The organism is Xanthomonas sp. NCPPB 2632, from assembly GCF_041228075.2.
Classification (GTDB): domain Bacteria; phylum Pseudomonadota; class Gammaproteobacteria; order Xanthomonadales; family Rhodanobacteraceae; genus Luteibacter.
Window position 1 is genome coordinate 3,948,141 of the sequence record NZ_CM192979.1, and the last position, 20,722, is coordinate 3,968,862.

At 67.1% G+C, this 20,722-nt stretch carries 23 protein-coding genes; 18 read left to right on the plus strand and 5 right to left on the minus strand.

Annotation, left to right across the window (positions count from 1 at the left end):
- Positions 1-114 precede the first annotated feature (114 nt).
- The 3 genes from AB8808_RS16915 (at position 115) to AB8808_RS16925 (ending at position 3,143) form a co-directional block, all read left to right on the plus strand.
- On the plus strand, positions 115-918 hold the full coding sequence (locus AB8808_RS16915) for an inositol monophosphatase family protein (protein ID WP_036140046.1): 804 nt from the start codon (positions 115-117) through the stop codon (positions 916-918).
- A gap of 129 nt (positions 919-1,047) precedes the next feature.
- On the plus strand, positions 1,048-2,076 hold the full coding sequence (locus tag AB8808_RS16920; RefSeq protein WP_369930729.1) for a metallophosphoesterase: 1,029 nt from the start codon (positions 1,048-1,050) through the stop codon (positions 2,074-2,076).
- A gap of 32 nt (positions 2,077-2,108) precedes the next feature.
- Positions 2,109-3,143 carry a metallophosphoesterase family protein gene (locus AB8808_RS16925; RefSeq protein WP_369930730.1) on the plus strand — a complete coding sequence of 345 codons (1,035 nt, stop codon included), beginning with the start codon at positions 2,109-2,111 and terminating at the stop codon, positions 3,141-3,143.
- Here AB8808_RS16925 and hda read toward each other — a convergent pair.
- Genes hda through AB8808_RS16940 form a run of 3 tightly spaced genes read right to left on the minus strand, consistent with a single transcriptional unit; the run spans position 3,140 to position 5,989 of the window.
- A complete protein-coding gene (gene hda / locus AB8808_RS16930; RefSeq protein WP_369930731.1) occupies positions 3,140-3,835 on the minus strand; it encodes a DnaA regulatory inactivator Hda in 696 nt (231 codons plus the stop codon). The two genes, AB8808_RS16925 and hda, sit on opposite strands and share 4 nt — an antisense overlap.
- Complete coding sequence (locus AB8808_RS16935) at positions 3,832-4,998, minus strand: AI-2E family transporter (RefSeq protein WP_369930732.1); 1,167 nt, start codon at positions 4,996-4,998, stop codon at positions 3,832-3,834. Before AB8808_RS16935 ends, hda begins: the two co-directional genes overlap by 4 nt.
- A gap of 4 nt (positions 4,999-5,002) precedes the next feature.
- Positions 5,003-5,989: a DUF8605 domain-containing protein gene (locus tag AB8808_RS16940; RefSeq protein WP_369930733.1), complete on the minus strand. Its 987-nt coding sequence runs from the start codon at positions 5,987-5,989 to the stop codon at positions 5,003-5,005.
- A 136-nt stretch (positions 5,990-6,125) separates the two neighbouring features.
- Between AB8808_RS16940 and purM the strand changes: the two genes are divergently transcribed.
- The 3 genes from purM (at position 6,126) to AB8808_RS16955 (ending at position 8,759) form a co-directional block, all read left to right on the plus strand.
- Complete coding sequence (gene purM / locus AB8808_RS16945) at positions 6,126-7,163, plus strand: phosphoribosylformylglycinamidine cyclo-ligase (protein WP_369930734.1); 1,038 nt, start codon at positions 6,126-6,128, stop codon at positions 7,161-7,163.
- Between the two features lie 7 nt (positions 7,164-7,170).
- Positions 7,171-7,812, plus strand: coding sequence for a phosphoribosylglycinamide formyltransferase (gene purN / locus AB8808_RS16950; protein WP_369930735.1), 642 nt, complete (start codon positions 7,171-7,173; stop codon positions 7,810-7,812).
- A gap of 248 nt (positions 7,813-8,060) precedes the next feature.
- Positions 8,061-8,759: a DUF3108 domain-containing protein gene (locus AB8808_RS16955; RefSeq protein WP_369930736.1), complete on the plus strand. Its 699-nt coding sequence runs from the start codon at positions 8,061-8,063 to the stop codon at positions 8,757-8,759.
- Positions 8,760-8,938: 179 nt separating this feature from the next.
- Here the strand turns inward: AB8808_RS16955 and murA are convergent, their stop codons facing one another.
- Together murA and AB8808_RS16965 are read right to left on the minus strand one after the other, a co-directional pair.
- Entirely contained in the window at positions 8,939-10,198 is a 1,260-nt protein-coding gene (gene murA, locus AB8808_RS16960; RefSeq protein WP_369930737.1) for a UDP-N-acetylglucosamine 1-carboxyvinyltransferase, read from the minus strand.
- 57 nt (positions 10,199-10,255) lie between these two features.
- Positions 10,256-10,495: a BolA family protein gene (locus AB8808_RS16965; protein WP_369930738.1), complete on the minus strand. Its 240-nt coding sequence runs from the start codon at positions 10,493-10,495 to the stop codon at positions 10,256-10,258.
- A gap of 171 nt (positions 10,496-10,666) precedes the next feature.
- On the opposite strand from AB8808_RS16965, the gene AB8808_RS16970 reads away from it, so the two are divergent.
- The 12 genes from AB8808_RS16970 to ptsP all read left to right on the plus strand — a co-directional run bounded on the left by AB8808_RS16970 (position 10,667) and on the right by ptsP (position 20,680).
- On the plus strand, positions 10,667-11,680 hold the full coding sequence (locus AB8808_RS16970; RefSeq protein ID WP_369930739.1) for a KpsF/GutQ family sugar-phosphate isomerase: 1,014 nt from the start codon (positions 10,667-10,669) through the stop codon (positions 11,678-11,680).
- A gap of 54 nt (positions 11,681-11,734) precedes the next feature.
- A complete protein-coding gene (locus tag AB8808_RS16975) occupies positions 11,735-12,283 on the plus strand; it encodes a KdsC family phosphatase (RefSeq protein ID WP_369930740.1) in 549 nt (182 codons plus the stop codon).
- The gene (gene lptC, locus AB8808_RS16980; protein WP_051938635.1) at positions 12,280-12,879 is read left to right on the plus strand and encodes an LPS export ABC transporter periplasmic protein LptC; all 600 of its coding nucleotides are present in this window, start codon (positions 12,280-12,282) and stop codon (positions 12,877-12,879) included. The genes AB8808_RS16975 and lptC overlap by 4 nt, the downstream gene beginning before the upstream one ends.
- Positions 12,842-13,423, plus strand: coding sequence for a lipopolysaccharide transport periplasmic protein LptA (gene lptA, locus AB8808_RS16985; protein ID WP_506193230.1), 582 nt, complete (start codon positions 12,842-12,844; stop codon positions 13,421-13,423). Before lptC ends, lptA begins: the two co-directional genes overlap by 38 nt.
- Positions 13,424-13,427: 4 nt before the next feature.
- On the plus strand, positions 13,428-14,147 hold the full coding sequence (gene lptB, locus AB8808_RS16990; RefSeq protein ID WP_036140027.1) for an LPS export ABC transporter ATP-binding protein: 720 nt from the start codon (positions 13,428-13,430) through the stop codon (positions 14,145-14,147).
- Positions 14,148-14,258: 111 nt separating this feature from the next.
- Complete coding sequence (locus tag AB8808_RS16995; RefSeq protein WP_369930742.1) at positions 14,259-15,749, plus strand: RNA polymerase factor sigma-54; 1,491 nt, start codon at positions 14,259-14,261, stop codon at positions 15,747-15,749.
- A 122-nt stretch (positions 15,750-15,871) separates the two neighbouring features.
- Positions 15,872-16,225: a ribosome hibernation-promoting factor, HPF/YfiA family gene (gene hpf, locus AB8808_RS17000; RefSeq protein ID WP_285406307.1), complete on the plus strand. Its 354-nt coding sequence runs from the start codon at positions 15,872-15,874 to the stop codon at positions 16,223-16,225.
- A 166-nt stretch (positions 16,226-16,391) separates the two neighbouring features.
- Positions 16,392-17,294 (plus strand): HPr(Ser) kinase/phosphatase, encoded by a 903-nt coding sequence (gene hprK / locus AB8808_RS17005; protein WP_051939046.1) that lies wholly within the window; start codon positions 16,392-16,394, stop codon positions 17,292-17,294.
- A 5-nt stretch (positions 17,295-17,299) separates the two neighbouring features.
- A complete protein-coding gene (rapZ, locus tag AB8808_RS17010; RefSeq protein ID WP_036143939.1) occupies positions 17,300-18,196 on the plus strand; it encodes an RNase adapter RapZ in 897 nt (298 codons plus the stop codon).
- 39 nt (positions 18,197-18,235) lie between these two features.
- On the plus strand, positions 18,236-18,628 hold the full coding sequence (locus AB8808_RS17015) for a PTS sugar transporter subunit IIA (RefSeq protein ID WP_369930743.1): 393 nt from the start codon (positions 18,236-18,238) through the stop codon (positions 18,626-18,628).
- Positions 18,621-18,890: an HPr family phosphocarrier protein gene (locus AB8808_RS17020; protein WP_036140020.1), complete on the plus strand. Its 270-nt coding sequence runs from the start codon at positions 18,621-18,623 to the stop codon at positions 18,888-18,890. The genes AB8808_RS17015 and AB8808_RS17020 overlap by 8 nt, the downstream gene beginning before the upstream one ends.
- 35 nt (positions 18,891-18,925) lie before the next feature.
- Positions 18,926-20,680: a phosphoenolpyruvate--protein phosphotransferase gene (gene ptsP / locus AB8808_RS17025; protein ID WP_369930744.1), complete on the plus strand. Its 1,755-nt coding sequence runs from the start codon at positions 18,926-18,928 to the stop codon at positions 20,678-20,680.
- Positions 20,681-20,722: the final 42 nt, after the last annotated feature.

The window sequence follows — 20,722 nt, forward strand, 5'->3', positions numbered from 1 at the left end:
GAGGGCCGGAAAGTCTACAACGGCAATGACTTGGGCATGGGGCATGCGGGTGATAGACTCGTCGACCGAGGCGGCCCGACCGCCCTCCCCCGTTCTTTTACCAAGTCGATATCCATGCCAAGACCCGCCGTCAACGTCGCGTCGCGTGCCGCGCGCTCCGCAGGAAACATCATCCTGCGCTACATGAATCGTCTCGAAGGCCTTGCGGTCGTCGAAAAGCAGCGGATGGATTTCGCCTCCGAGGTGGATCGCCTCGCCGAAGCCGAAATCATCAAGGAACTGCGCCGCGCCTACCCCACCCATGCCATCCTCGGCGAGGAATCCGGGCAGATCGGCAAGGGCCCGCTGGTGTGGGTCATCGATCCCCTGGACGGCACCCACAATTACCTGCGCGGCATCCCCCACTTCTGCGTGTCCATCGCGTTGGTGGAAAAGGGCGAGCCGGTCTACGGCGTGGTGTTCGATCCCCTGCGCGATGAACTGTTCACCGCCAGCAAGGGCGATGGCGCCTACCTCAACGACCGCCGCATCCGGGTCGGCAAGCGCGAAGGCATCGCCGGCGCCCTGCTCGCCACGGGTTATCCCTACCGTGCGCGTAACCACCTCGAGCCGCAGCTGGCCATGACCTCGGCCTTGCTCAAGGAAGCCGAGGACATCCGCCGCATGGGGTCCGCCGCGCTCGACCTGGCCTACGTGGCCGCCGGTCGCATGGACGGCTTCTTCGAGCCGGGCCTCAACGTTTGGGATATCGCCGCGGGCGCGCTGCTGGTCCGCGAAGCCGGCGGCGTGTACGGCGACTTCGCCGGCCGCGAAGGCCTGCCCGAGAGTGGCAACATCATCGCCGGCAACCACAAGGTGGCCGCCGCGATGACCGAAGTCATCAAGGCGAACGCTACGGCGCGCCTGCTCGGGGAATAATCCGACACGCGGCGAGGGCAATCCCTCGCCGCAGCTTCCCGTTGCCCTACAGACCATGGCGTCTTAGGCAGCGTACCTTGTCGTCGCGAACAGGACGTTCGCCAGCCTTCGGCCGACAAGGAGTTCAGCATGTTCCCTATCCCCTTACCATGCACCCGGTTCGCGTTCGCGTTCGCAGCAGGCCTGACCGCCTTGTTTCATGGGCCTTCCGCGCATGCGACGGTCGAGACCATGATCGTCACCTCGGATCCCCAGTACCCGTGGACAGACACGTCGGGCGAAACCGACGAGGTGCGCAACAGCCGCTCCCGGCAACTGATCGAGGAGCAATACCGCAGCATCGCCGCCTACCGCGCGAGGCGGCCCGACCAGACCATTCCCGTCTTCGTCAATGGCGACCTCACGGCCTACGGGCACGCCTGGCAACGCGCGGTTATGGACGAACTACTGGGCATCCTGGGCGACCATGTTTACCTGGGACTGGGTAACCACGACTACCAGAACAACATTCGTGGCAAGGATGGATCGGGTTGCTACAACAACGGCTGCGCACGCGACAGCGTGCTGGGGCTCGTGCAGCACGTCACGGCAAAAACCGACAAGGTGTCATTCGATTTCAGCGCCTATCCCGGTTTTCCCGGTAATCGCTATGAAGGCAGCCTCGCCTACGCCATCAAGGCGCCGGGGTGGGAGCGAGTACTCCAGGTGCAGCTGAACAACTACCCGACCTACGAGGTCTCCTTCGCGTCCACCGAAGGCATCCGTCCGGCACGCTTCGACATTGGTTCGTCGCTACCCTGGCTGAAGAACGTGCTGGACACCCACCTCGGCGTGCCCAGGTACGGCACACCAGCCGACCGGGCCTACGATTTCGCCGTCGTGCATATGCATTCCGCGGATGGCTATTCGGACGGTTTCGGCGAAGCGCTGGTCACCGGCCACGTCGCCGCGGTCTTCGCGGGCCACCTGCATTTCCGGTTGGGCCAGTACAGGAGCATCAACGGCGTGCCGGTCTTCCTCAGTGGGTCCGCCAGCCAGCGCACCTATCTCATCGTGGAGCACGACACCGTGGCCAGGGTGCTGCGCGTCTTCGCCGTACGCAACAACGATCCGGAAGGACGCGAACTCATCGCTACCGTCGACGTCGACACCGTCTGACCCCGACACACGCAACGAACAAGGACGTCGTCATGAAAAAATGCAACCCTTTCCGGGCGGCGGGAGCCCGCGCCTCATGGCTGGCGACAGCGCTCCTTGCCGTCGCCGCGGCCCATGCGGAACAGCCCCGAATCATGGTGCTCACCTCGGACCCGCAATACCCATGGACCCCCGCCACCGACGCGGGCGAACATTCGGACAAGGCCGACAAGGCCCTGGCGGAGTCGTTGATCCGCGAACAGTACCGGAGCATCGATGCCTTTCGCCGCCAGTATCCAGGGCAGTCGATCCCCGTGATCGTCAACGGCGACATCACCTCGCAGAGCAAGCGATCCGAGCAGCAGAAGATCAGCGAACTGTTCGCGACCCTGGGCAACGAGCTGTATTACGGCCTGGGCAATCACGACTACCAGAACAACCTGACCAACGCCGTGTGCAACCTGCTTTACTGCGCGATGGAGGCCCTGGACAACCTGGCCCACCACGTGCACTCGCATCGGACCCGAAGCAACGTGCTCGGCTTCGACATGCTGGCGACGCCCTACCCCTCAGGCGGCATTCGCAAGGAAGGCAGCTGGTCGTATGCGTTCACGGCCGACGGCTGGGACCGCGTCATCCAGTTCCAGCTCAATAACTTTCCCGAGTATTCGGCCAGCATGGACTGGGGTTTCGGCTCCTACAGCTACCACTACCGGGTAACGTCCAGCGTGCCGTGGCTCGAGGAGCATCTGCCCGAGTACAGCGACCCGCGCGTGAGCGATCTGGTCCTGGTCCATACCCATCAGCCCGACACGCTGCGCACCTCATGGTCGGGCAAGTCGAACGACCTGCAGAAGCTGCTGAAGCGACACAAGGTGGCGGCCATCTTCGCGGGTCACCTTCACGAACGCATGGGTCGCTACGACAGGGGTGGTGCCGACGACATTCCGGTGTTCCTCAGCGGCTCGGCCTCGCAGCGCACGTACCTGATCGTCGAGCACTGGCCCGAGTCGAAGCAACTGAAGGTGTACGGCGTGAGGGATAACACGCCCGCCCACCGCGAGCTGATCGGCCAGATCGATCTCTAGTCGTTCTTCAGCAGGTTGCGCAGGAACGGCACCGTCACCCGTCGCTGTGCGGCGAGTGACGCGCGGTCGAGGGTATCCAGCAGGTCGAGCAAGGTGCCCAGGTCGCGGGCGTGGTGTGCGAACAGCCAGTCCAGCACCACGTCGTCCAGCTCGATGCCACGGGCACCGGCCTGCTCGCGCAACACCGCGCGGCGCTCGGCATCGGCCAACGGCTTGAGCAGCACCTGGGTCAGCGACCCGAGCCGCGAGCGAAGGTCGGGCAACGCGATATCCAGGGACACCGGCGCACCCAGGGCCGAGAACAGCAGCGTGCAGCCCTCGGCACGATAGCCATTGAACGTGTCGAACAAGGCGTGCTCGGCGTCGGCCTCGCCCGCGATCGTATCGATATCGTCGATGGCCAGGACATCGCTGCCGGCCATGCCGCGGATGGCGGCGGCCCGCGGCCCGCGCAAGCCGGCCAGCGGCAGGTACTGCGCGGTGCGCCCCGCATCGATGGCGGCCTGGCAGGCCGCGATCAGCAGGTGCGTGCGCCCACTGCCAAGCGGCCCCGCTACGAACACCCAGGGTGCCGATGCATCGACCGCCGCCGCACGAACGGCTTCCACGGCGGCCGCGTTGTCGCCCGCGTGGAAGTGCTCGAAGCGCTGGCGCCGCGGCCAGCGCAAGGCGAGGGGAAGCTGGGTGCTCATGGAACGCGATCGACCGGCGGCAGGGGATCGTCCGGCCGCGGTCGCACTCGCACGTCGACATCCACGTCCACATCGAGCTTGTGCGCTACCGGTGCAGGCGGTGCGGGCTCCATGTAGAGGTCGCTCTCGCGATAACGCGCGAACACGTAGCGCAGCAGCACGACCACCACCGAGGCGGCGGGCAGGGCCAGCAGCACGCCGAGGAAGCCGAACAGGTGACCGCCGGCCAGTACGGCGAAGATCACCGCGACCGGGTGCAAGCCGATCTTGCCGCCGACCAGGCGCGGCACCAGCACGTAGCCTTCCAGCAACTGGCCCACGGTGAACACCACGCCGACAAGGATCACGTGGGTCCAGTCGCCGTACTGCACCAGCGCGGCGATCAGGGCGGCGGCGAAGCCGATCATGAAGCCGAGGTAGGGCACGAAGCTGAGCAGGCCGGCGACCATGCCGATCAGCGGACCGATCGAAATGCCGACCAGGGTCAGCCCGAGGCCGTAGAACACGCCCAGGGCCAGCATCACCAGCAGCTGGCCGCGGACGAAGGCGCCCAGCACCTGGTCGGACTCACGCGCAAGGCGCACCACCGTGGGCTCGATGGAACGGGGAAGCAGGCGCTGGATGTGCGCGATCATGGTGTCCCAGTCGCGGAGCAGGTAGAACGCCACGACCGGGATCAGCACGAGATTGGTCAGCCACATCACCACGCCCATGCCTGACTGGGTGAGCTTGGTCATCGCCGCGGCGGCCATGCTGCCGACCGAGCCGATGTGTTCGCGGATGGTCGCCAGCAGGCGATCGGTATCGAAGACGTTGGCGTCCAGGTGCAGGCGCACCTGGATCCACGGCAGGGCCGTGGTGCGCACCCAGTCCACGTAGCGCGGCAGGTTCTCCGACAGGTTCTCGAACTGGTGCTCGATCAGGGGCACCAGCAGGAGCAATACCCCGACGAAGACGAGTGTGATGACGGTGAAAACGATGCTGACAGCCCAGCCACGCCCCATGCCCAGGCGTTGCAGGCGATCGGCCAGGGGATCGCCCAGGTAGGCGAGCATGCCGGCGATGGCGAACGGCATCAGGACCGGCGCGAGCAGCCAGATGATGAAAACGATAACCGCGATGATCGCCAGCATCTGCCAGCGGCGTGAGGTGTCGTGGGTCATGGCGTCAGGGCACCCAGCGTACGGCGAGGTCGGCGCCGTCGTGGGGATCGGCGGCCAGCACATGGCCGGCCGAGGCGTAACCGGCGACCAGGCGGGCCAGCGGGGCGGCGGCATTGACGTTGAAGAGCACGCCGTCGGCACTTGCGGCGATCGGCGCCACCGTCTTGATCGAGGGATCGTTCTGGAAGGTGGCCAGCAGCCCGGCGTAGTCGGACGCCGAATGCAGGCCCGACACCCACACCTTGCCCGACGTGCTGCCGCCCTGCGTGGCGGCGAACTGGCGATCCAGCTTGTCGGCCATGGCGTTGGCACCGTTGCTCAACAGGGCCGCACGGGCTTCGCCGCTGTCCTTCCAGCTGGTGGTCTTGCCGGCCGAGACCAGGGTCCAGTCGGTCTGGTCGTCACCGACGTTGCCGACCAGGACGACGCCGGTGTTGTACTGCCGGGCCGCGTTGGCGACCGTGGCGGGATCGCCGCTGGCCAGCGCCTTGACGTCGGGCACCGCGTCGGGCTTGGGCACCACGATCTGGTAGCCACGCGTGTCGGCCATCTGCGCCAGGGGCAGGAGGTCCTGCTGGCTGAGCAGCTTGCCGCTGGCATCGCGTGCCACCACCAGTACCGGGGCCTTGGGCGCGGCGACCGCCGCGTCGCCCACCGCCAGCACGCGGCGGATCGCACCGGGATCGAACACGATATCCAGGCTGAGCGGGGCGCCGTTGGCGCCGCCGGTGCGGGCGTACTGGTACTGCTGCACCAGGCCGCCGGGCTGCTTCATCGCCTGGGCATAGCCCGGCTTGCCGCGGGGGTCCGCCCCGTTGGACGCTCGCGCCAGGACCTGGGTCAGCCCGTTGGCGAAGGCCTGGTCGCGTACCGCCGCACTGGTGTCGGCGACGGGCACGGTCACCGTGTAAATGGAGGTCTGCGCCACTGCGGGGCCGATGCAGGCCACGACGAGGAGCGTCAGGAAGACGAGGAGACGGGCTGGGCGCATGGTCGTGGCGTCGCTTTGTGAAGACGGAAGTCTGCCCAAACCTTGGCACGCCGTCCATCCAAAGCGCGTGCAGGCCAAGGCCGGGCGCCCGCTTGCTGTTATCATTCGCGGTTTCCAATACGCGCCGGAACCGCTTATGTCCTCCGACCAGGGCTCCCTCACCTACCGCGACGCTGGCGTCGATATCGATGCCGGCAACGCGCTCGTCGAGCGCATCAAGCCGATGGTCAAGCGGACCTTCCGCCCCGAGGTCATGGGCGGGCTGGGCGGCTTCGGCGGCCTGTTCGACCTCTCCGGACGCTACAAGGAGCCGGTGCTGGTCTCCGGCACCGACGGCGTGGGCACCAAGCTCAAGCTCGCCCACCAGCTCGGCCGCCACGACACCATCGGTATCGACCTGGTGGGCATGTGCGTCAACGACGTGCTGGTACAGGGCGCCGAGCCGCTGTTCTTCCTCGACTATTTCGCCACCGGCAAGCTCGACGTGGACACCGCGGCCTCCGTGATCGGCGGCATCGCCCGCGGTTGCGAGTTGGCCGGCTGCGCGCTGATCGGCGGCGAAACCGCCGAGATGCCGGACATGTACCCGCCGGGCGAGTACGACCTGGCCGGCTTCACGGTGGGTGCCGTCGAAAAGTCCGCGATGAACGACGGCTCGTCCATCACGGCTGGCGACGTCATCCTCGGCGTGGCCTCGTCGGGTCCGCACTCCAACGGCTACTCGCTGATCCGGCGCATCCTGGAGCGTGCGGGCTCGCCGCTGGACAGCGACATCGGCGGCACGACCCTGGTGGACGCGTTGATGGCCCCGACCACCATCTACGTCAAGCCGATGCTCGAGCTGATCGCCAAGGTGGCCGTGCACGGCATGGCCCACATCACCGGCGGCGGCCTGAAGGAAAACATCATCCGCGTCGTACCCGACGGCCTCGGCCTGTCGATCGATGCCGCGTCCTGGCCGCTGCCGCCTGTTTTCCAGTGGCTGCAGCGCGAAGGCAACGTCACCCACGAGGAAATGTGGCGCACCTTCAACTGCGGCATCGGCTTCACCGTGCTGCTCGCGGCCGACCAGGTGGACGCCGCGAAAGCCGTGCTCGCCGGTCACGGCCTCGATACCTGGACGATCGGCTCGGTGGTCGCTGCCAGCGGCGACGAGCGCGTCCACATTGCCTGAAGCGCCGGTGGATCGCCCCCTGCGCGTCGCCGCGCTCGCTTCCGGGCGCGGCAGCAACCTCGCCGCTCTGATCGCCGCAAGGCTGCCGGTGACGTTCGTCCTGGTGGGCAGCGACAAGGCCGGCGCCGGGGCGTTGACCGTGGCGCGTGAGGCGGGCATTCCCACGCTCGCGCTCAACCCGCGCGACTACCCCACTCGCGCCGATTTCGACCGCGCCCTGTTCGGCCACGTGGCGGACACTGGCGCCGACCTGCTGGTGCTGGCCGGCTACATGCGGATCATCGACGCCACCGTGGTTGCCGCCTGGGAAGGTCGCGCGATCAACATCCACCCTTCCCTGCTGCCGAAATATCGCGGCCTGCACACGCATCGCCAGTGCCTTGACGCGGGCGACGCAGAACACGGCGCCAGCGTGCATTTCGTCACGGCGGAACTGGACGGCGGCCCGGTCGTAGCGCAGGCCCGCATCGACGTGCGCCCGGACGACACCGAAGCCTCGCTGGCCGAGCGCCTGCTGGGGGAAGAGCACGCGCTGCTGCCCGCCGTCGTCCGCGCCATCGCCACCGGCCGCCTGTGCTGGCAGGGCACGCCCACCTTCGACGGGCAGCCGCTGACGTCACCCCTCACCCCGGCCCTCCTCGCGTCCTAGCCGGGGCACGGTAGGAGCGCACGCACGTGCGCGAACCCTCAATGTCACCTGCCGCGAATGAGGCCATGCCTCACACCCCTGCTGGCGTTTCCGACCGCAATTCGCGCACACGCGTGCGCTCCTACGACGACCCACCACCCACCGCCAGGCCATGACCCGGGCCGCTCTATCCCGCGCCGCCCTGCCAATCTTTCCTGCGCCGCCGGCGCGTCGACCCGCATTCAGCCGGCGTGGCTAGAATCGGAACCATGAAGAACCCACTGATCCGCGCCGGCTTCGCGCTGGCCCTCGCCCTGCCCGCCGCCGCGTTCGCCGCCAGCGTGCCGCAGTCCTTCACCGCCACCTATAACGTCCTGCAGGGAGGCAGCCCGCTCGGCGAAGCCACCATCGTGCTGAAAGCGGCCGGCAACGGCCAGTACGAATACACCAACACCACCAAGGGCACCGCCGGCCTGGCCGCGGCGCTGGGTGCCAATTCGACCGAAACCTCGCGATTCACCTGGTCGGGTACCGTGCCGCAGGTGCTCAGCTACCACTACCAGCTGGATGCGTCGTTCAAGCAGAAGACCCGCGACATGACCGTGCAAGGCAATACCGTGCAGGTCAAGGACAACAGCAAGAGTTTCAGCTACCCGGCAGCGCACGGAATGATCGAGCGCAACACACTGCCCCTGGCCCTGGGCGTCGCGCTGCGTGACGGCAAGCAGCAGGTGGGCTTCCCGGTGGCGGTGAAGCAAGAGGTAGAGAACCAGCAGTTCAAGGTGTCGGGCAAGGAGAAGGTCACGGTGCCCGCGGGCACGTTCGACACCGTGCGCGTCGACCGGACCGACGCCGACCGCGGCTTCAACGCCTGGTATGCGCCGACGAAATACCCGGTACCGGTCAAGCTGGCGCAGAAGGACGGTGGCGACCTCACGCTGGAGCTGGTGCGGTTCGAGGGTAAATAACCCGCAAATAACCCTCGACCCGTAGGAGCGCACGCTGTGCGCGCCATCTTTTGAGGCTGTGCACCGAATCCTGCGCGTCACGTCGAAAATGTCGCGTCACATGTGGGGCGTCGTGAAAAGATGTCGCGCACAGCGTGCGCTCCTACGGTCATGAGGGTGCTGCGCGGAGACGCCTATGATCAGCCCGGCAGACGCCGGATATGGGCACCCAGCACGCCCAGCTTTTCCTCGATGTTCTCGTAGCCGCGATCGATGTGATACACGCGGTCGACGGTGGTGTCGCCCTCGGCGACCAGGCCGGCCAGCACCAGGCACGCCGAAGCACGCAGGTCGGTGGCCATGATCGGCGCACCCGTCATCTTCGGCACGCCGGTGATGATGGCGGTATTGCCTTCCAGGCGGATGTCCGCGCCCAGCCGCTGCAATTCCAGCGCGTGCATGAAGCGGTTCTCGAACACCGTCTCCGTAATGACGCCCACGCCTTCGGCGATGCAGTTGAGCGCGGTGAACTGCGCCTGCATGTCGGTGGGGAATGCGGGATAGGGCGCCGTCACCAGGTTGACCGCCTTGGGACGACGGCCGCCCATATCCAGTTCGATCCAGTCCGGACCGGTGCTGATATGCGCGCCGCACTCTTCCAGCTTCTGCAGCACCGCATCCATCGTGTCGGCACGCGCGCCGCGGGCGCGCACCTTGCCGCCGGTCATCGCCGCGCCGACCAGGAAGGTGCCGGTCTCGATGCGATCCGGCAGCACTTCGTAATGCGCGCCGTGCAGGCGCTCGACGCCCTCGACGATCAGCGTGGACGTGCCAACGCCATCGATCTTGGCGCCCATCGCCATCAGGCAGTGGGCGAGGTCGACCACTTCCGGCTCCTGAGCGGCGTTCTCGATCACCGTGGTGCCCGAGGCCAACGTGGCCGCCATCAGGATGTTCTCGGTGCCGGTGACGGTCACCATGTCCATCACGATGCGGGCGCCCTTCAGGCGACCGGCGCGGGCCTTGATGTAACCGTTCTCGACCGTGACCTCGGCGCCCAGCGCCTGCAGGCCGCGGATGTGCTGGTCGACCGGCCGGGAACCGATGGCGCAGCCGCCGGGCAGCGACACTTCGGCCTTGCCGTGGCGCGCCACGAGCGGGCCCAGCACCAGGATCGAGGCGCGCATGGTGCGCACCAAATCGTACGGCGCCACGCAGGAGTTTTCCGGGCGCGGGTCGATGTGCATCTTCATGCGGTCGTCCAGCACCACGCGCACGCCCATGCGGCCGAGCAGTTCGATGAAGGTGGTGACGTCGTGCAGGTGCGGCACGTTGCCGATGCTGACGGGCTCGTCGGCGAGCAGGCAGGAGGCGAGGATGGGCAGCACGGCGTTTTTCGCGCCGGAGATGCCCACTTCACCGTTGAGCGGCTGGCCGCCGCTGATCAGGATCTTGGCCATGGAAGGAGATGCCTTGGGAAGGTAAACAGAGCGAACGTGTCGCCCGGCGCGCTGGAATCAGCGGCGGCCGGCGGCTTCGTCGGGAGTGAGGGTTTTCAGGCCCAGGGCGTGAATGGCACCGCCCATGAGGTCGCCCAGCGTCGCGTAGACGAGGCGATGACGGGCCAGCGGCAGCTTGCCGGCGAACTGGTCCGAGATGACTTCGGCTTCGAAATGGACGCCGTCGTCGCCTTGAACGGCGACCCTGGCACCGGGCAGGCCGGCTTCGATCAATGCCTGGATGCGCGCAGCGTCCATGGGTTCTCCGATGAGGGGGTGGGCCGCGCCCGGGAGGGTTCCGAAACGGACCCTGAACCACCGGTCGATGGCGGCGCCGATAAAATGAGAATATGTAATGGTAATGGAAATCCGGTGTCGCAGAAATGGACATCCCGGGTCAGAAGCCACCACCCGGACTCCCGAGGCCGCATGAACGCCCGCACCGCCCCGCCCACCGATCATTCCGCCGTGAACGTCGAAGCCGTCGTGCGCAGCGCCCGCACGGTGATCGTGACGGAAGCCGCGGCCATCCGGGCGCTGGAAACCAAGATCGACGCCACTTTCGTGGAGGCGTGCCGGATGATCCTGGCCTGCAAGGGGCGCGTGGTGGTGTCAGGCATGGGCAAGTCGGGCCATGTGGCCCGCAAGGTCGCCGCCACGCTGGCCTCCACGGGCACCCCGTCGTTCTTTGTCCACCCCGCCGAGGCCAGTCACGGTGACCTGGGCATGATCCAGCCGGACGACATCCTGCTGGGTATCTCCTATTCCGGGGAAACGGACGAACTGCTCTTCATCCTTCCCGCGGTCAAGCGCCAGGGCATTCCGCTGATCGCCATCACCGGCAACCCGCGGTCGTCGCTGGCGCGGCAGGCCGAGGTCAACATCGACGCCAACGTCCCCTCCGAAGCCTGCCCCCACGGCCTGGCGCCCACCTCCAGCACCACCGCCGCCCTGGTCATGGGCGATGCCCTGGCCGTGGCCCTGCTCGAGGCCCGCGGCTTCACCTCGGACGACTTCGCCCGTTCGCATCCGGCCGGCAGCCTCGGGCGCCGCCTGTTGCTGCACATCGCCGATGTCATGCACACCGGTGACGACGTGCCGCGCATCGGCGTAGAGGCCTCGGTCAGCGAGGCGCTGGTGGAAATGACCCGCAAACACCTGGGCATGACCGCGGTGATCGACGGCGAGGGCCGCCTGCTCGGTGTGTTCACCGACGGCGATCTTCGCCGCGCGCTCGACGACGACGATGTGGACCTGCGCAGCGCCACCGTGGGCCAACTGATGACCCGCGGCCCGAAGACCATCGGCTCGGACAAGCTGGCCGTCGAGGCGGCCCAGCTGATGGAAAAACACCAGATCAACGCGCTCCTGGTCACCGACCCCTCCGGCAAGGTGGTCGGCGCGCTGAACATCCACGACCTGCTTCGCGCCCGCGTCGTCTGACGACCGGACCCGGCGCGACTCCCCGACGCGCCCTTTCGTCCCCATATCGATCCCATGGCCTATACGCATTACACCGACATCCCCGCCGATATCGCCGAACGCGCCGAACGCGTGCGCATCGTCGTCTTCGACGTGGACGGCACGCTGACCGACGGTCGCCTCTGGTACGGCGAGGACGGTCGCGAGACCAAGGTTTTCCACGTGCACGACGGCCTCGGCCTGAAACGCCTGCAGGAAAACGGCGTCAAGGTCGCGATCATCACCGCGCGGATCAGCCATCCGGTGTCCCTGCGCGCCGAGGAGCTGGGCATCCCCCACGTCTACCAGGGCCAGAAGGACAAGCGCGCCTGCCTCAACGAGCTGCTCAGCGCCCTGCGCCTGACACCGGAACAGGCCGCCTTCGTCGGCGACGACCTGCCCGACCTGCCGGCCATGGGTATTGCCGGACTATCCGTCGCCGTGGCCAATGCCCATCCCTGGGTGGCGGAGCGCGCTCACTGGCGCACCCGCCTGTCCGGTGGCTACGGCGCGGCCCGCGAAGTCGCCGACCTGATCCTGGCCGCCCAGGGCAAGGCCGAAGCCGAACGGGATCGCTGGCTGTGAGTGCGCTCAACCTGCTCAAGGACCGCAGCGCCGGGGGTATCGCCGGCATCCTCGTCGTGGCGCTGGGCGCCAGCGTGCTGCTGTATTACTGGGTGGCACCGCAGAAGAAACTGCAGGACTTCGTCGGCCCACCTCGCTCGGGCTACGTGCTGACCAACTTCGACCTGGACTCCTACAACGAGCAGGGCAAGCTGGCCTTCACCCTCATCGCCCCGCACCTGGAACGGCGCGAGGGCGACGATTCGCTCTACATCAACGCGCCCGACTTCGTGTTGCCCTCCACCAAGGAAGTGGACGTGCCGCCCTGGAAGGGCCATTCGCAATACGGCTGGGTCAACAAGGATGGCACCGTGCTGAAACTGCAGGGCAAGGTCCATATGGACCGCGTGGCCTTCGCGCAGACGCCGCCCGCCAGCATCGACACCTCCGAGGTCACCGCGTGGCCCAAGGAGAACCGCCTGGAGACGGCCGAGGCAGCCCGGATCGTCCAGGGAACCTCTACAATGAACGGCGTTGGCATGCGCGCCAATCTCGATACCAAGCACCTGGAGCTCCTCGATGCAGTCCACAGCACGTACCTGCCCGCCAAGCGCTAAGGCTCTCCTCGCGGTGCTCGGACTGGCGCTGGTGGCCAGCCTGCCCGTGGCGGCCAAGCAGTCCGATCGCCAGCAACCGGCCAACGTCGACTCCACGTCGTTCGACGGCTCGCAGCAGCCCAACGGCAAGGTCATCTGGACGGGCAAGGTGGTGATCACCCAGGGCACGCTGAAGATCACCGGCGACAAGGCCACGGGCTACCTCGACGCCAACAACTCGATCACGCGTATCGTCGTCGACGGCAAGCCGGCCACCATCCACCAGCTGGACGACGACGACAACCCGATGGACGGCCAGGCCCTGAACATCGACTACAAGGTCGACCAGGACTACGCCGTGCTCACGGGCAACGCCAAGGTCAAGCAGCCGGTGAAGGGCAGCGCCGAGGGCGACAAGCTCACGTACAACACGAAGGACAGCACGATGACCGGCGAAAGCTCGGGCGGCGCCCCCGTGCACATGACCTTCCAGCCGAAAAACCCGCCGCCGGGCGCTGCGCCCGCGAAGCCGGCCACGCCCGCCCCCACCCCGAAGAAGCCCTGACCCGATGCTTTCAGCCCAAGGCCTGCAAAAGCGTTTCCGCGCCCGCAAGGTGGTTCGCGACTTCGCTTTTTCCATCAGCGAAGGCGAGGTCGTCGGCCTGCTCGGTCCCAACGGCGCAGGCAAGACCACCTGCTTCTACATGGTCGTCGGCCTCATCCAGGCCGATGCAGGCGTGATCAAGCTCGACGAGAAGGACATCACCGGCCTGCCGATGCACGCGCGCGCCAAGCTGGGCATCGGCTACCTGCCCCAGGAAGCGTCCGTGTTCCGCCGGCTCAGCGTGTCGGACAACATCATGGCGGTGCTGGAGCTGCGCGAGGGCATGACCCAGAAGCAGCGCGACGACGAACTGGACAGCCTGCTCGACGAACTGAAGATCGCCCACATCGCCGACCAGAAAGGCATCAGCCTGTCCGGTGGCGAGCGTCGTCGTGTCGAAATCGCTCGCGCCCTCGCCGCGCGACCGCGCTACATGCTGCTGGATGAACCGTTTGCCGGCGTCGATCCCATCTCCGTCGGCGAGATCCAGCGCATCGTCCGCCACCTGAAGGAACGCGGCATCGGCGTGCTCATCACCGACCACAACGTCCGTGAGACCCTGGGCATCTGCGACCGCGCCTACATCCTCAACGACGGCGAGGTGCTCGCCCGCGGCACGCCGCAGCACATCCTCGCCGACGAGAAGGTCCGCGAGGTGTACCTGGGGCGTGAATTCCGGATCTGATCGCGGCCCCGGCGTGGCGCGAATTCGGCCGGAACCGCCGGCCTGCGCAGACGCTGGTTGTGCACGTCGCATGGGGTTAGGATGCCATTGAACCCCTAACGCATCGCAGGCATGAAACCCGGACTCCAGTTTCGCCTCAACCAGCAGCTCACGCTGACGCCCCAACTGCAGCAGGCCATCCGCCTGCTGCAGTTGTCGCAGTTGGAGCTCGAAGCGGAGCTCCGCCAGATCGCCGAAGGCAACCCGCTACTGGAGTTCGCCGAGGATGCGGAAGCGGAAGCCGACCCGGACGGCGAGTCCACGGACGGGCCGGACTTCGATAACGACTACCCGTCTCGCCAGGAAACCCCCAAGTCCGCCAAGGACGACGAGTCCACCGCCACCCCGTCCGAAGAACTCGCACCGGAGTGGGAGGACGACCGCTTCCACGGCGAGGCGAGCGACTACGGTGGCGGCGCTTCCTCGCGAACCAGCGGCGGGGGTGACGAAGACGGCTTCGAACCGCAGAACGCCGCGCCACAGAGCCTGCAGCAACACCTGGAGTGGCAGCTCAACCTGTCCCAGTTCTCGCCCCGCGATCACGCGATCGCCACGGCGATCATCCATGCGCTGGACGAGGACGGCTACCTGCGCGACGGCGTGGAGGCGGTGGAAGCCGCCCTGCCCCCCGAGCTGCGCCCGGGCGTCGGCGAGATCGAGGCCGTGCGCCAGCGGGTGCAGCGCTTCGATCCCACCGGCATCGCCAGCCTCGACCTGCGCGATTGCCTGCTCTGCCAGTTGTCCCAGTTCGCGGCGGAAACGCCGTATCGCGACCTGGCGATCCGCATCGTCAACGAGGAACTGGAACTGCTGGCCCGCAACGACAGCGCCAAGATCGCCCGCAAGCTGAAGGCCGCCGAGGCCGACGTGGCCGCGGCCGCCGCACTGATCCGCAGCCTCGATCCGCGCCCCGGCGCGGCCCTGGATGCCACGCCCGTGGAATACGTCGCGCCCGACGTGTATGCCCGGCGCGAGGGTGGTCGCTGGCACGTCAGCCTCAACCCCGACTCCCAGCCGCGGCTGGGCCTCAACCAGCACTATTGCAACCTGATCGCCCGGGCACGTGGCGACGACGCCACCTGGATGAAGGGACAGTTGCAGGAGGCCCGCTGGCTGCTGAAAAGCCTGCAATCCCGTGCGGAAACGCTGACCAAGGTCGCCGAGGTCATCGTCCGCCGGCAGAGCGCCTTCCTCGATTACGGCCCGGAAGCCATGCATCCCCTGGTGCTGCGCGAGGTGGCCGAAGAGGTGGGCATGCACGAATCGACCATCTCCCGGGTTACCACGCGCAAGTACATGCACACGCCGCGCGGCACCTTCGAGTTGAAGCACTTCTTTTCCAGCGGCGTCTCCACCGAGGACGGCGGCAGCGCCTCGGCCACGGCCATCCAGGCCATGTTGCGCAAGCTGATCACCTCCGAAGACGCCCGGCGCCCGCTGTCGGACCAGGCGCTGGCCGAAGAACTCCATCGACGCGGCATTCAGGTCGCTCGCCGTACGGTGGCCAAGTACCGGGAAGCGATGCGGATTCCCAGCTCCAGCGAACGTGTGCGCGCAAGTTGAGAAACATCGGGGGGAACCCCTTCGGCGCGCCACGGTCCCAGAAGTTCAGGCTTGAGGAACGGCATCCCCGTCGTTCCGATCTTGTCGCCCCACGGCGACACCCTCAGTAAGAAGGAGGCGTCATGCAAATCCAGATCAGCGGCCAGCACATCCATATCACCCCCGCCCTGCGCGAGCGCGTGGAGCAGCAAGTCAGCCGCTTCGAACGCCTTTTCGACAACATCAAAGCCCTCGACGTGGTCCTTTCCGTCGACAAGAACGAACACAAGGCCGGTGGCACCCTGCACTGCGCCGGCACCCGCCTGCATGCCGAAGGGATTGCCCGCCTCGAAGACGACAACAAGGGCGACACCCTGTACTCGGCCATCGACGCCATGATCGGCAAACTGGCCGACCAGCTGCGCAAGCACAAGGAAAAACTGAAGGACCACCACAACAGCGAAGGCCGCGACGCGCGCGTCGCCAGCACCAGCTGACCCAACCGCCCGGCGGCCGCCCGCAGGCGCCGCCGGGCAAGCCACCGCGCGTTTGATGGCACAATAGACCCCTGGCCGGCGCTTCGCGCCGGTCTTGCCATCCAAAGGGATCTCACGCGTGGACCGGCTCACCGCCAGACAACTCTTCGACGGCGTTTACGACCGCATGGCGCTGCGCTGGGCCGCCGGCATGCGCGGCGAGTCACGCGTGCTCGAGCCCAACGCCAAGCAGAGCCGTCGGCCCTCGCTGGTCGGCTACCTCAACGTCATCTATCCCAACAAGATCCAGATCATCGGCACCGAGGAGCTCAATTTCCTCGACGGGCTGGAGTCGCGCCAGCGCTGGGAGGTCATCCACAAGATCGCCGCCTACCAGCCGGCCGCGCTGATCGTCACGAAAGACCAGTCGATCCCTCCCGACCTCCGCGAGGTCGCGGAAGAAACCGACACCCCGCTCTGGCAGAGCACCAAGCGCGGCCATGAGCTGCTCACCTACCTTCAGTACCACCTGGCCCGCACGCTGGCGCCCCGCGTCACCCTGCACGGCGTATTCCTCGAGGTCTTCTCCATCGGAGTACTCATCACCGGTGAGCCCGGGTCGGGCAAGAGCGAACTCGCCCTCGAGCTGATCAGCCGCGGCCACCGGCTGGTGGCGGACGACGCCACCGAGTTCACGCTGATCGCTCCGGACGTGATCGACGGCGCCTGCCCGGAGCTCCTGCAGGATCTGCTCGAGGTGCGCGGCCTGGGCGTGCTCAACATCCGCGAGATGTTCGGCCACACGGCGGTCAAGCCCTCCAAGTACCTGCGCCTGGTCGTCCACCTCAAGCCGCTCACCTCCGGCGAGGACATCGACGGCATGACCCGCCTCACCGGCGATGTAAGCCGGCGCAACGTGCTGGACGTGGACGTCCCCAAGATCACCATCCCGGTCGCGCCGGGCCGCAACCTCGCCGTGCTGGTCGAGGCCGCCGTGCGCAACCATGTGCTCAAGAGCAAGGGCATCGATCCGGCACAGACCTTCATCGACCGCCAGGCGCACCAGATGCGCCGGCTACCGCCATGGTGACCGACATGAACGAGGACGTCATGAGCCCCATCGTCGAGCCCGAGGGCATCCACCTCGTGGTGCTCACGGGCATGTCCGGGGGCGGCAAGACCGTCGCCCTGCGCGCGCTGGAAGACCTCGAGTTCTACTGCGTCGACAACATGCCGGCGGAACTGATCCCCCAGCTGGTCGCCGCCGTCAGCCAGGGCGAGCATGGGCCCCGCCGGCGCATCGCGGTGGGGGTGGACGTGCGCAATCGCCGCATCGATCTCTCGCGCATGCCCCATGTGCTTTCCGAGCTGTCCACGGCCGGGGTACACGTACACCTCATCTTCCTGGACAGCCGCGACGACGTCCTCATCAAGCGTTATTCGGAAACACGCCGCCGCCACCCGCTGGCGGCGGAAAAACGCTCGCTGGCCGACTCCATCGCGGAAGAACGGCGCCTGTTGCGCCCGCTCGTGTCCATCGCCGAAAAGGTCATCGATTCCAGCGACCTCAACGTCCACCAGCTGCGCCGCCTGTTCGCCACCGGCTACGCGGCCGCCTCGGACGGCACCACCCTTCTGTTCGAGTCCTTCGCCTACCGCCGTGGACTGCCGTCGGATGCCGATTTCGTCTTCGACGCCCGCTGCCTGCCCAATCCCCATTGGGATCCCCGCCTACGGCCGTTTTCCGGCCGTGACCTGCCGGTACGTGAATTCCTCGACGCCAATCCACTCGTGGGCGAGTACTATGCCGACGTCGCCCGCTGGCTCGACACCTGGCTGCCACGCTTCGAAGGTGAGGACCGCAGCTATGTCACGGTGTCCATCGGCTGCACAGGGGGCCGCCATCGCTCGGTCTACATGGTCGAGAAGCTGGCCCAGCATTTCCGCTCGGAACGCGGCAACGTACTTACCTTCCATCGCGAGCTCGAGTGACCCCATGACCCAGCCCAAGCCAGTGCGAGTACCCGGGCCATGAGCGTCGGTGTGCTCCTCATGACCCATGAAGCCGTCGGCAAGGCGCTGATCTCGGCTGCCCGCCACGTCATGCCCAAGCTGCCCATGGACGTCGACGCGGTCGAAGTCCCGCCCAGTTCCGACCCGGACGTCATGCGCACGCTCACCGCCCGACACGCCCGCGATCTCGATCACGGCGACGGTGTGCTGGTGCTGGCCGATCTCTACGGTGCCACGCCATGCAATATCGGCTTGTCGCTGAGCGAACTGGGCGTCCACCTCCGCTGCGTATCGGGGCTCAACCTGCCCATGCTGCTGCGCGTACTCAACTATTCGGAAAAGTCGCTGACCGAACTGGCCGAGATAGCGGCCAGCGGCGGTCGCGGCGGGATCTTCATCGACCATGCTTGAACGGGACATCGTGGTATCCAACCGGCTGGGCCTGCACGCACGTGCGTCGGCCAAGCTCGTGCAACTGGTGGCGGGCTTCAAGTCCACGGTCTGGCTGATCAGCAAGGGCCGTGAAGTGAACGCGCAGAGCATCATGGGCGTGATGATGCTGGCCGCCGGCATGGGCACCTCGCTCACCGTGCGCGCCGAAGGCGACGACGCGGAGGCCGCGCTGGCCGCCGTGGTCGACCTGTTCGAGCGCAAGTTCGACGAAGGCGCCTGATCCATGACCCATCGCGCGCGCAGCGTCAGCCCCCCATGAGGTACCTGCTGACCGGTACGCAAGCCGCCCGGGGCATGGCCCTGGGTCGTGCGCGTCTGGTCCAGCCGAGCATCTACGCCGTCGACACGCGGATGCTCGAGGACACCGAAGTCGCCGCGGAGATCGAGCGCCTGCACAAGGCCATCGACAGCGCGCGTACGGAACTGCGCGAGCTGCGCGGCAAACTGCACGGCGCACTCGCCCGCGAGGTCGGCGACTTCATCGACGCCCACAGCCTGCTCCTTGACGACCAGGAACTGCTGCGCGGCCTGGACGAACTGGTATCCGTCGGCCACTACACCGCCAGCGCCGCGCTCAAGATGCAGCGCGATCGCCTCGCGGCCGTGTTCGACGCGATGAACGACCCTTACCTCAAGAGTCGCGGCGAAGATATCGACCAGGTCATCGGACGCGTGATGTCCGCGCTGCTCCAGCAGTCCAGCCGGGAGGAGCGCAAGCTGGCCGCGCGCGTCGGCGAAATCATCGTCAGCGACACCGTCGCGCCGGCCGATATGGCGAGCATGGCGGGCCAGGGCATGCTCGGCGTCATCGCCAGCGCCGGCAGCATCTATTCACACAGCGCCATCCTGGCGCGCAGCTTCAACCTGCCCATGGTGGTCGGGACCAAGGACGCGCTGGCGACGATCAACGACGACGACCTCGTGCTGATCGACGCCGAGCACGGCGAGGTCATCGTTCACCCCACCGCGCAGGATCTCGCCCGCTATCGGCAATGGCAGCGCCAGGCCGCCGCGGAAGGCCGCCGCCTGGCCGCGCTGGCCACCGCGCCGACACATACACGCGACGGCGCCCACGTAAGGCTCTATGCCAACGCGGAGCTGACCGCAGACATCACTCTCGCCCGCTCCCGTGGCGCCGATGGCGTCGGCCTGTATCGTTCCGAATTCCTGTTCCTGCGCCAGCGTGGCCTGCCCTCCGAAGAGGAACAGTTCGTCGCCTACCGCGATGTCGTGCTCGGCATGGGCGGCCTGCCCGTCACCATCCGCACGCTGGACCTGGGCGCGGACAAGGCGGATTCCGCCGGCCTGGCCATTCGCGGCGAAGACAACCCGGCCCTGGGCGTGCGTGGCGTGCGTCTGTCGCTGCGCTATCCCGACATTTTCAGCGTGCAGTTGCGCGCCATCCTGCGCGCGGCGTGCTATGGCCCCGTGCGTATCCTCGTGCCGATGATCACTCACCTGGGCGAGATGACCGAGGTGCGGCGGCTGGTCAAGAAGGCCCGCGAGGATCTGGCCCGCGCTGGCCACGAACTGCCCGAGCGGATCGACCTGGGCGCCATGATCGAGGTACCGGCCGCCGCCATCGGCGTCACCTCCATCCTCGAGAAAGCCGACTTCCTGGCCATCGGTACCAACGACCTCGCCCAGTACGTGCTGGCGGCGGATCGCAACAACGATGCCCTGGAAGGTATTTACGATCCCCTGCAACCGGCCTTCCTGCGCCTGATCGCGCACGTCATCGCCAGCGCGCGTAGGGCGAAGAAGCCCGTCAGCCTGTGCGGCGAGATCGCCGGCGACACCCGCTTCACCGCCCTGCTCCTGGCCATGGGCCTGGAAGAATTCAGCATGCACCCGGGGCAACTGCTCCAGGTACGCGACCGGCTCACGCAACTGGACTGCCGCGCCCTGCGTCGCGCCGCGCCGCAATTGTTCCGCGCGCACACGCGCGACGAGGTCGAGGCGAGGCTACTCGAAGTCGAGGCATTGCAGGACGCCTGCCCGTCAAACTGACGACGCCACACCCGCATCACGTCCGACCGTGTCTGACACTGT

Coding starts and splice junctions, on each gene's coding strand:
- AB8808_RS16915 (WP_036140046.1), top strand. CDS start 115: ATGCCAAGACCCGCCGTCAACGTCGCGTCGCGTGCCGCGCGCTCCGCA.
- AB8808_RS16920 (WP_369930729.1), top strand. CDS start 1,048: ATGTTCCCTATCCCCTTACCATGCACCCGGTTCGCGTTCGCGTTCGCA.
- AB8808_RS16925 (WP_369930730.1), top strand. CDS start 2,109: ATGAAAAAATGCAACCCTTTCCGGGCGGCGGGAGCCCGCGCCTCATGG.
- hda (WP_369930731.1), bottom strand. CDS start 3,835: ATGAGCACCCAGCTTCCCCTCGCCTTGCGCTGGCCGCGGCGCCAGCGC.
- AB8808_RS16935 (WP_369930732.1), bottom strand. CDS start 4,998: ATGACCCACGACACCTCACGCCGCTGGCAGATGCTGGCGATCATCGCG.
- AB8808_RS16940 (WP_369930733.1), bottom strand. CDS start 5,989: ATGCGCCCAGCCCGTCTCCTCGTCTTCCTGACGCTCCTCGTCGTGGCC.
- purM (WP_369930734.1), top strand. CDS start 6,126: ATGTCCTCCGACCAGGGCTCCCTCACCTACCGCGACGCTGGCGTCGAT.
- AB8808_RS16955 (WP_369930736.1), top strand. CDS start 8,061: ATGAAGAACCCACTGATCCGCGCCGGCTTCGCGCTGGCCCTCGCCCTG.
- murA (WP_369930737.1), bottom strand. CDS start 10,198: ATGGCCAAGATCCTGATCAGCGGCGGCCAGCCGCTCAACGGTGAAGTG.
- AB8808_RS16965 (WP_369930738.1), bottom strand. CDS start 10,495: ATGGACGCTGCGCGCATCCAGGCATTGATCGAAGCCGGCCTGCCCGGT.
- AB8808_RS16970 (WP_369930739.1), top strand. CDS start 10,667: ATGAACGCCCGCACCGCCCCGCCCACCGATCATTCCGCCGTGAACGTC.
- AB8808_RS16975 (WP_369930740.1), top strand. CDS start 11,735: ATGGCCTATACGCATTACACCGACATCCCCGCCGATATCGCCGAACGC.
- lptA (WP_506193230.1), top strand. CDS start 12,842: ATGCAGTCCACAGCACGTACCTGCCCGCCAAGCGCTAAGGCTCTCCTC.
- lptB (WP_036140027.1), top strand. CDS start 13,428: ATGCTTTCAGCCCAAGGCCTGCAAAAGCGTTTCCGCGCCCGCAAGGTG.
- AB8808_RS16995 (WP_369930742.1), top strand. CDS start 14,259: ATGAAACCCGGACTCCAGTTTCGCCTCAACCAGCAGCTCACGCTGACG.
- hpf (WP_285406307.1), top strand. CDS start 15,872: ATGCAAATCCAGATCAGCGGCCAGCACATCCATATCACCCCCGCCCTG.
- hprK (WP_051939046.1), top strand. CDS start 16,392: ATGGCGCTGCGCTGGGCCGCCGGCATGCGCGGCGAGTCACGCGTGCTC.
- rapZ (WP_036143939.1), top strand. CDS start 17,300: ATGAACGAGGACGTCATGAGCCCCATCGTCGAGCCCGAGGGCATCCAC.
- AB8808_RS17015 (WP_369930743.1), top strand. CDS start 18,236: ATGAGCGTCGGTGTGCTCCTCATGACCCATGAAGCCGTCGGCAAGGCG.
- AB8808_RS17020 (WP_036140020.1), top strand. CDS start 18,621: ATGCTTGAACGGGACATCGTGGTATCCAACCGGCTGGGCCTGCACGCA.
- ptsP (WP_369930744.1), top strand. CDS start 18,926: ATGAGGTACCTGCTGACCGGTACGCAAGCCGCCCGGGGCATGGCCCTG.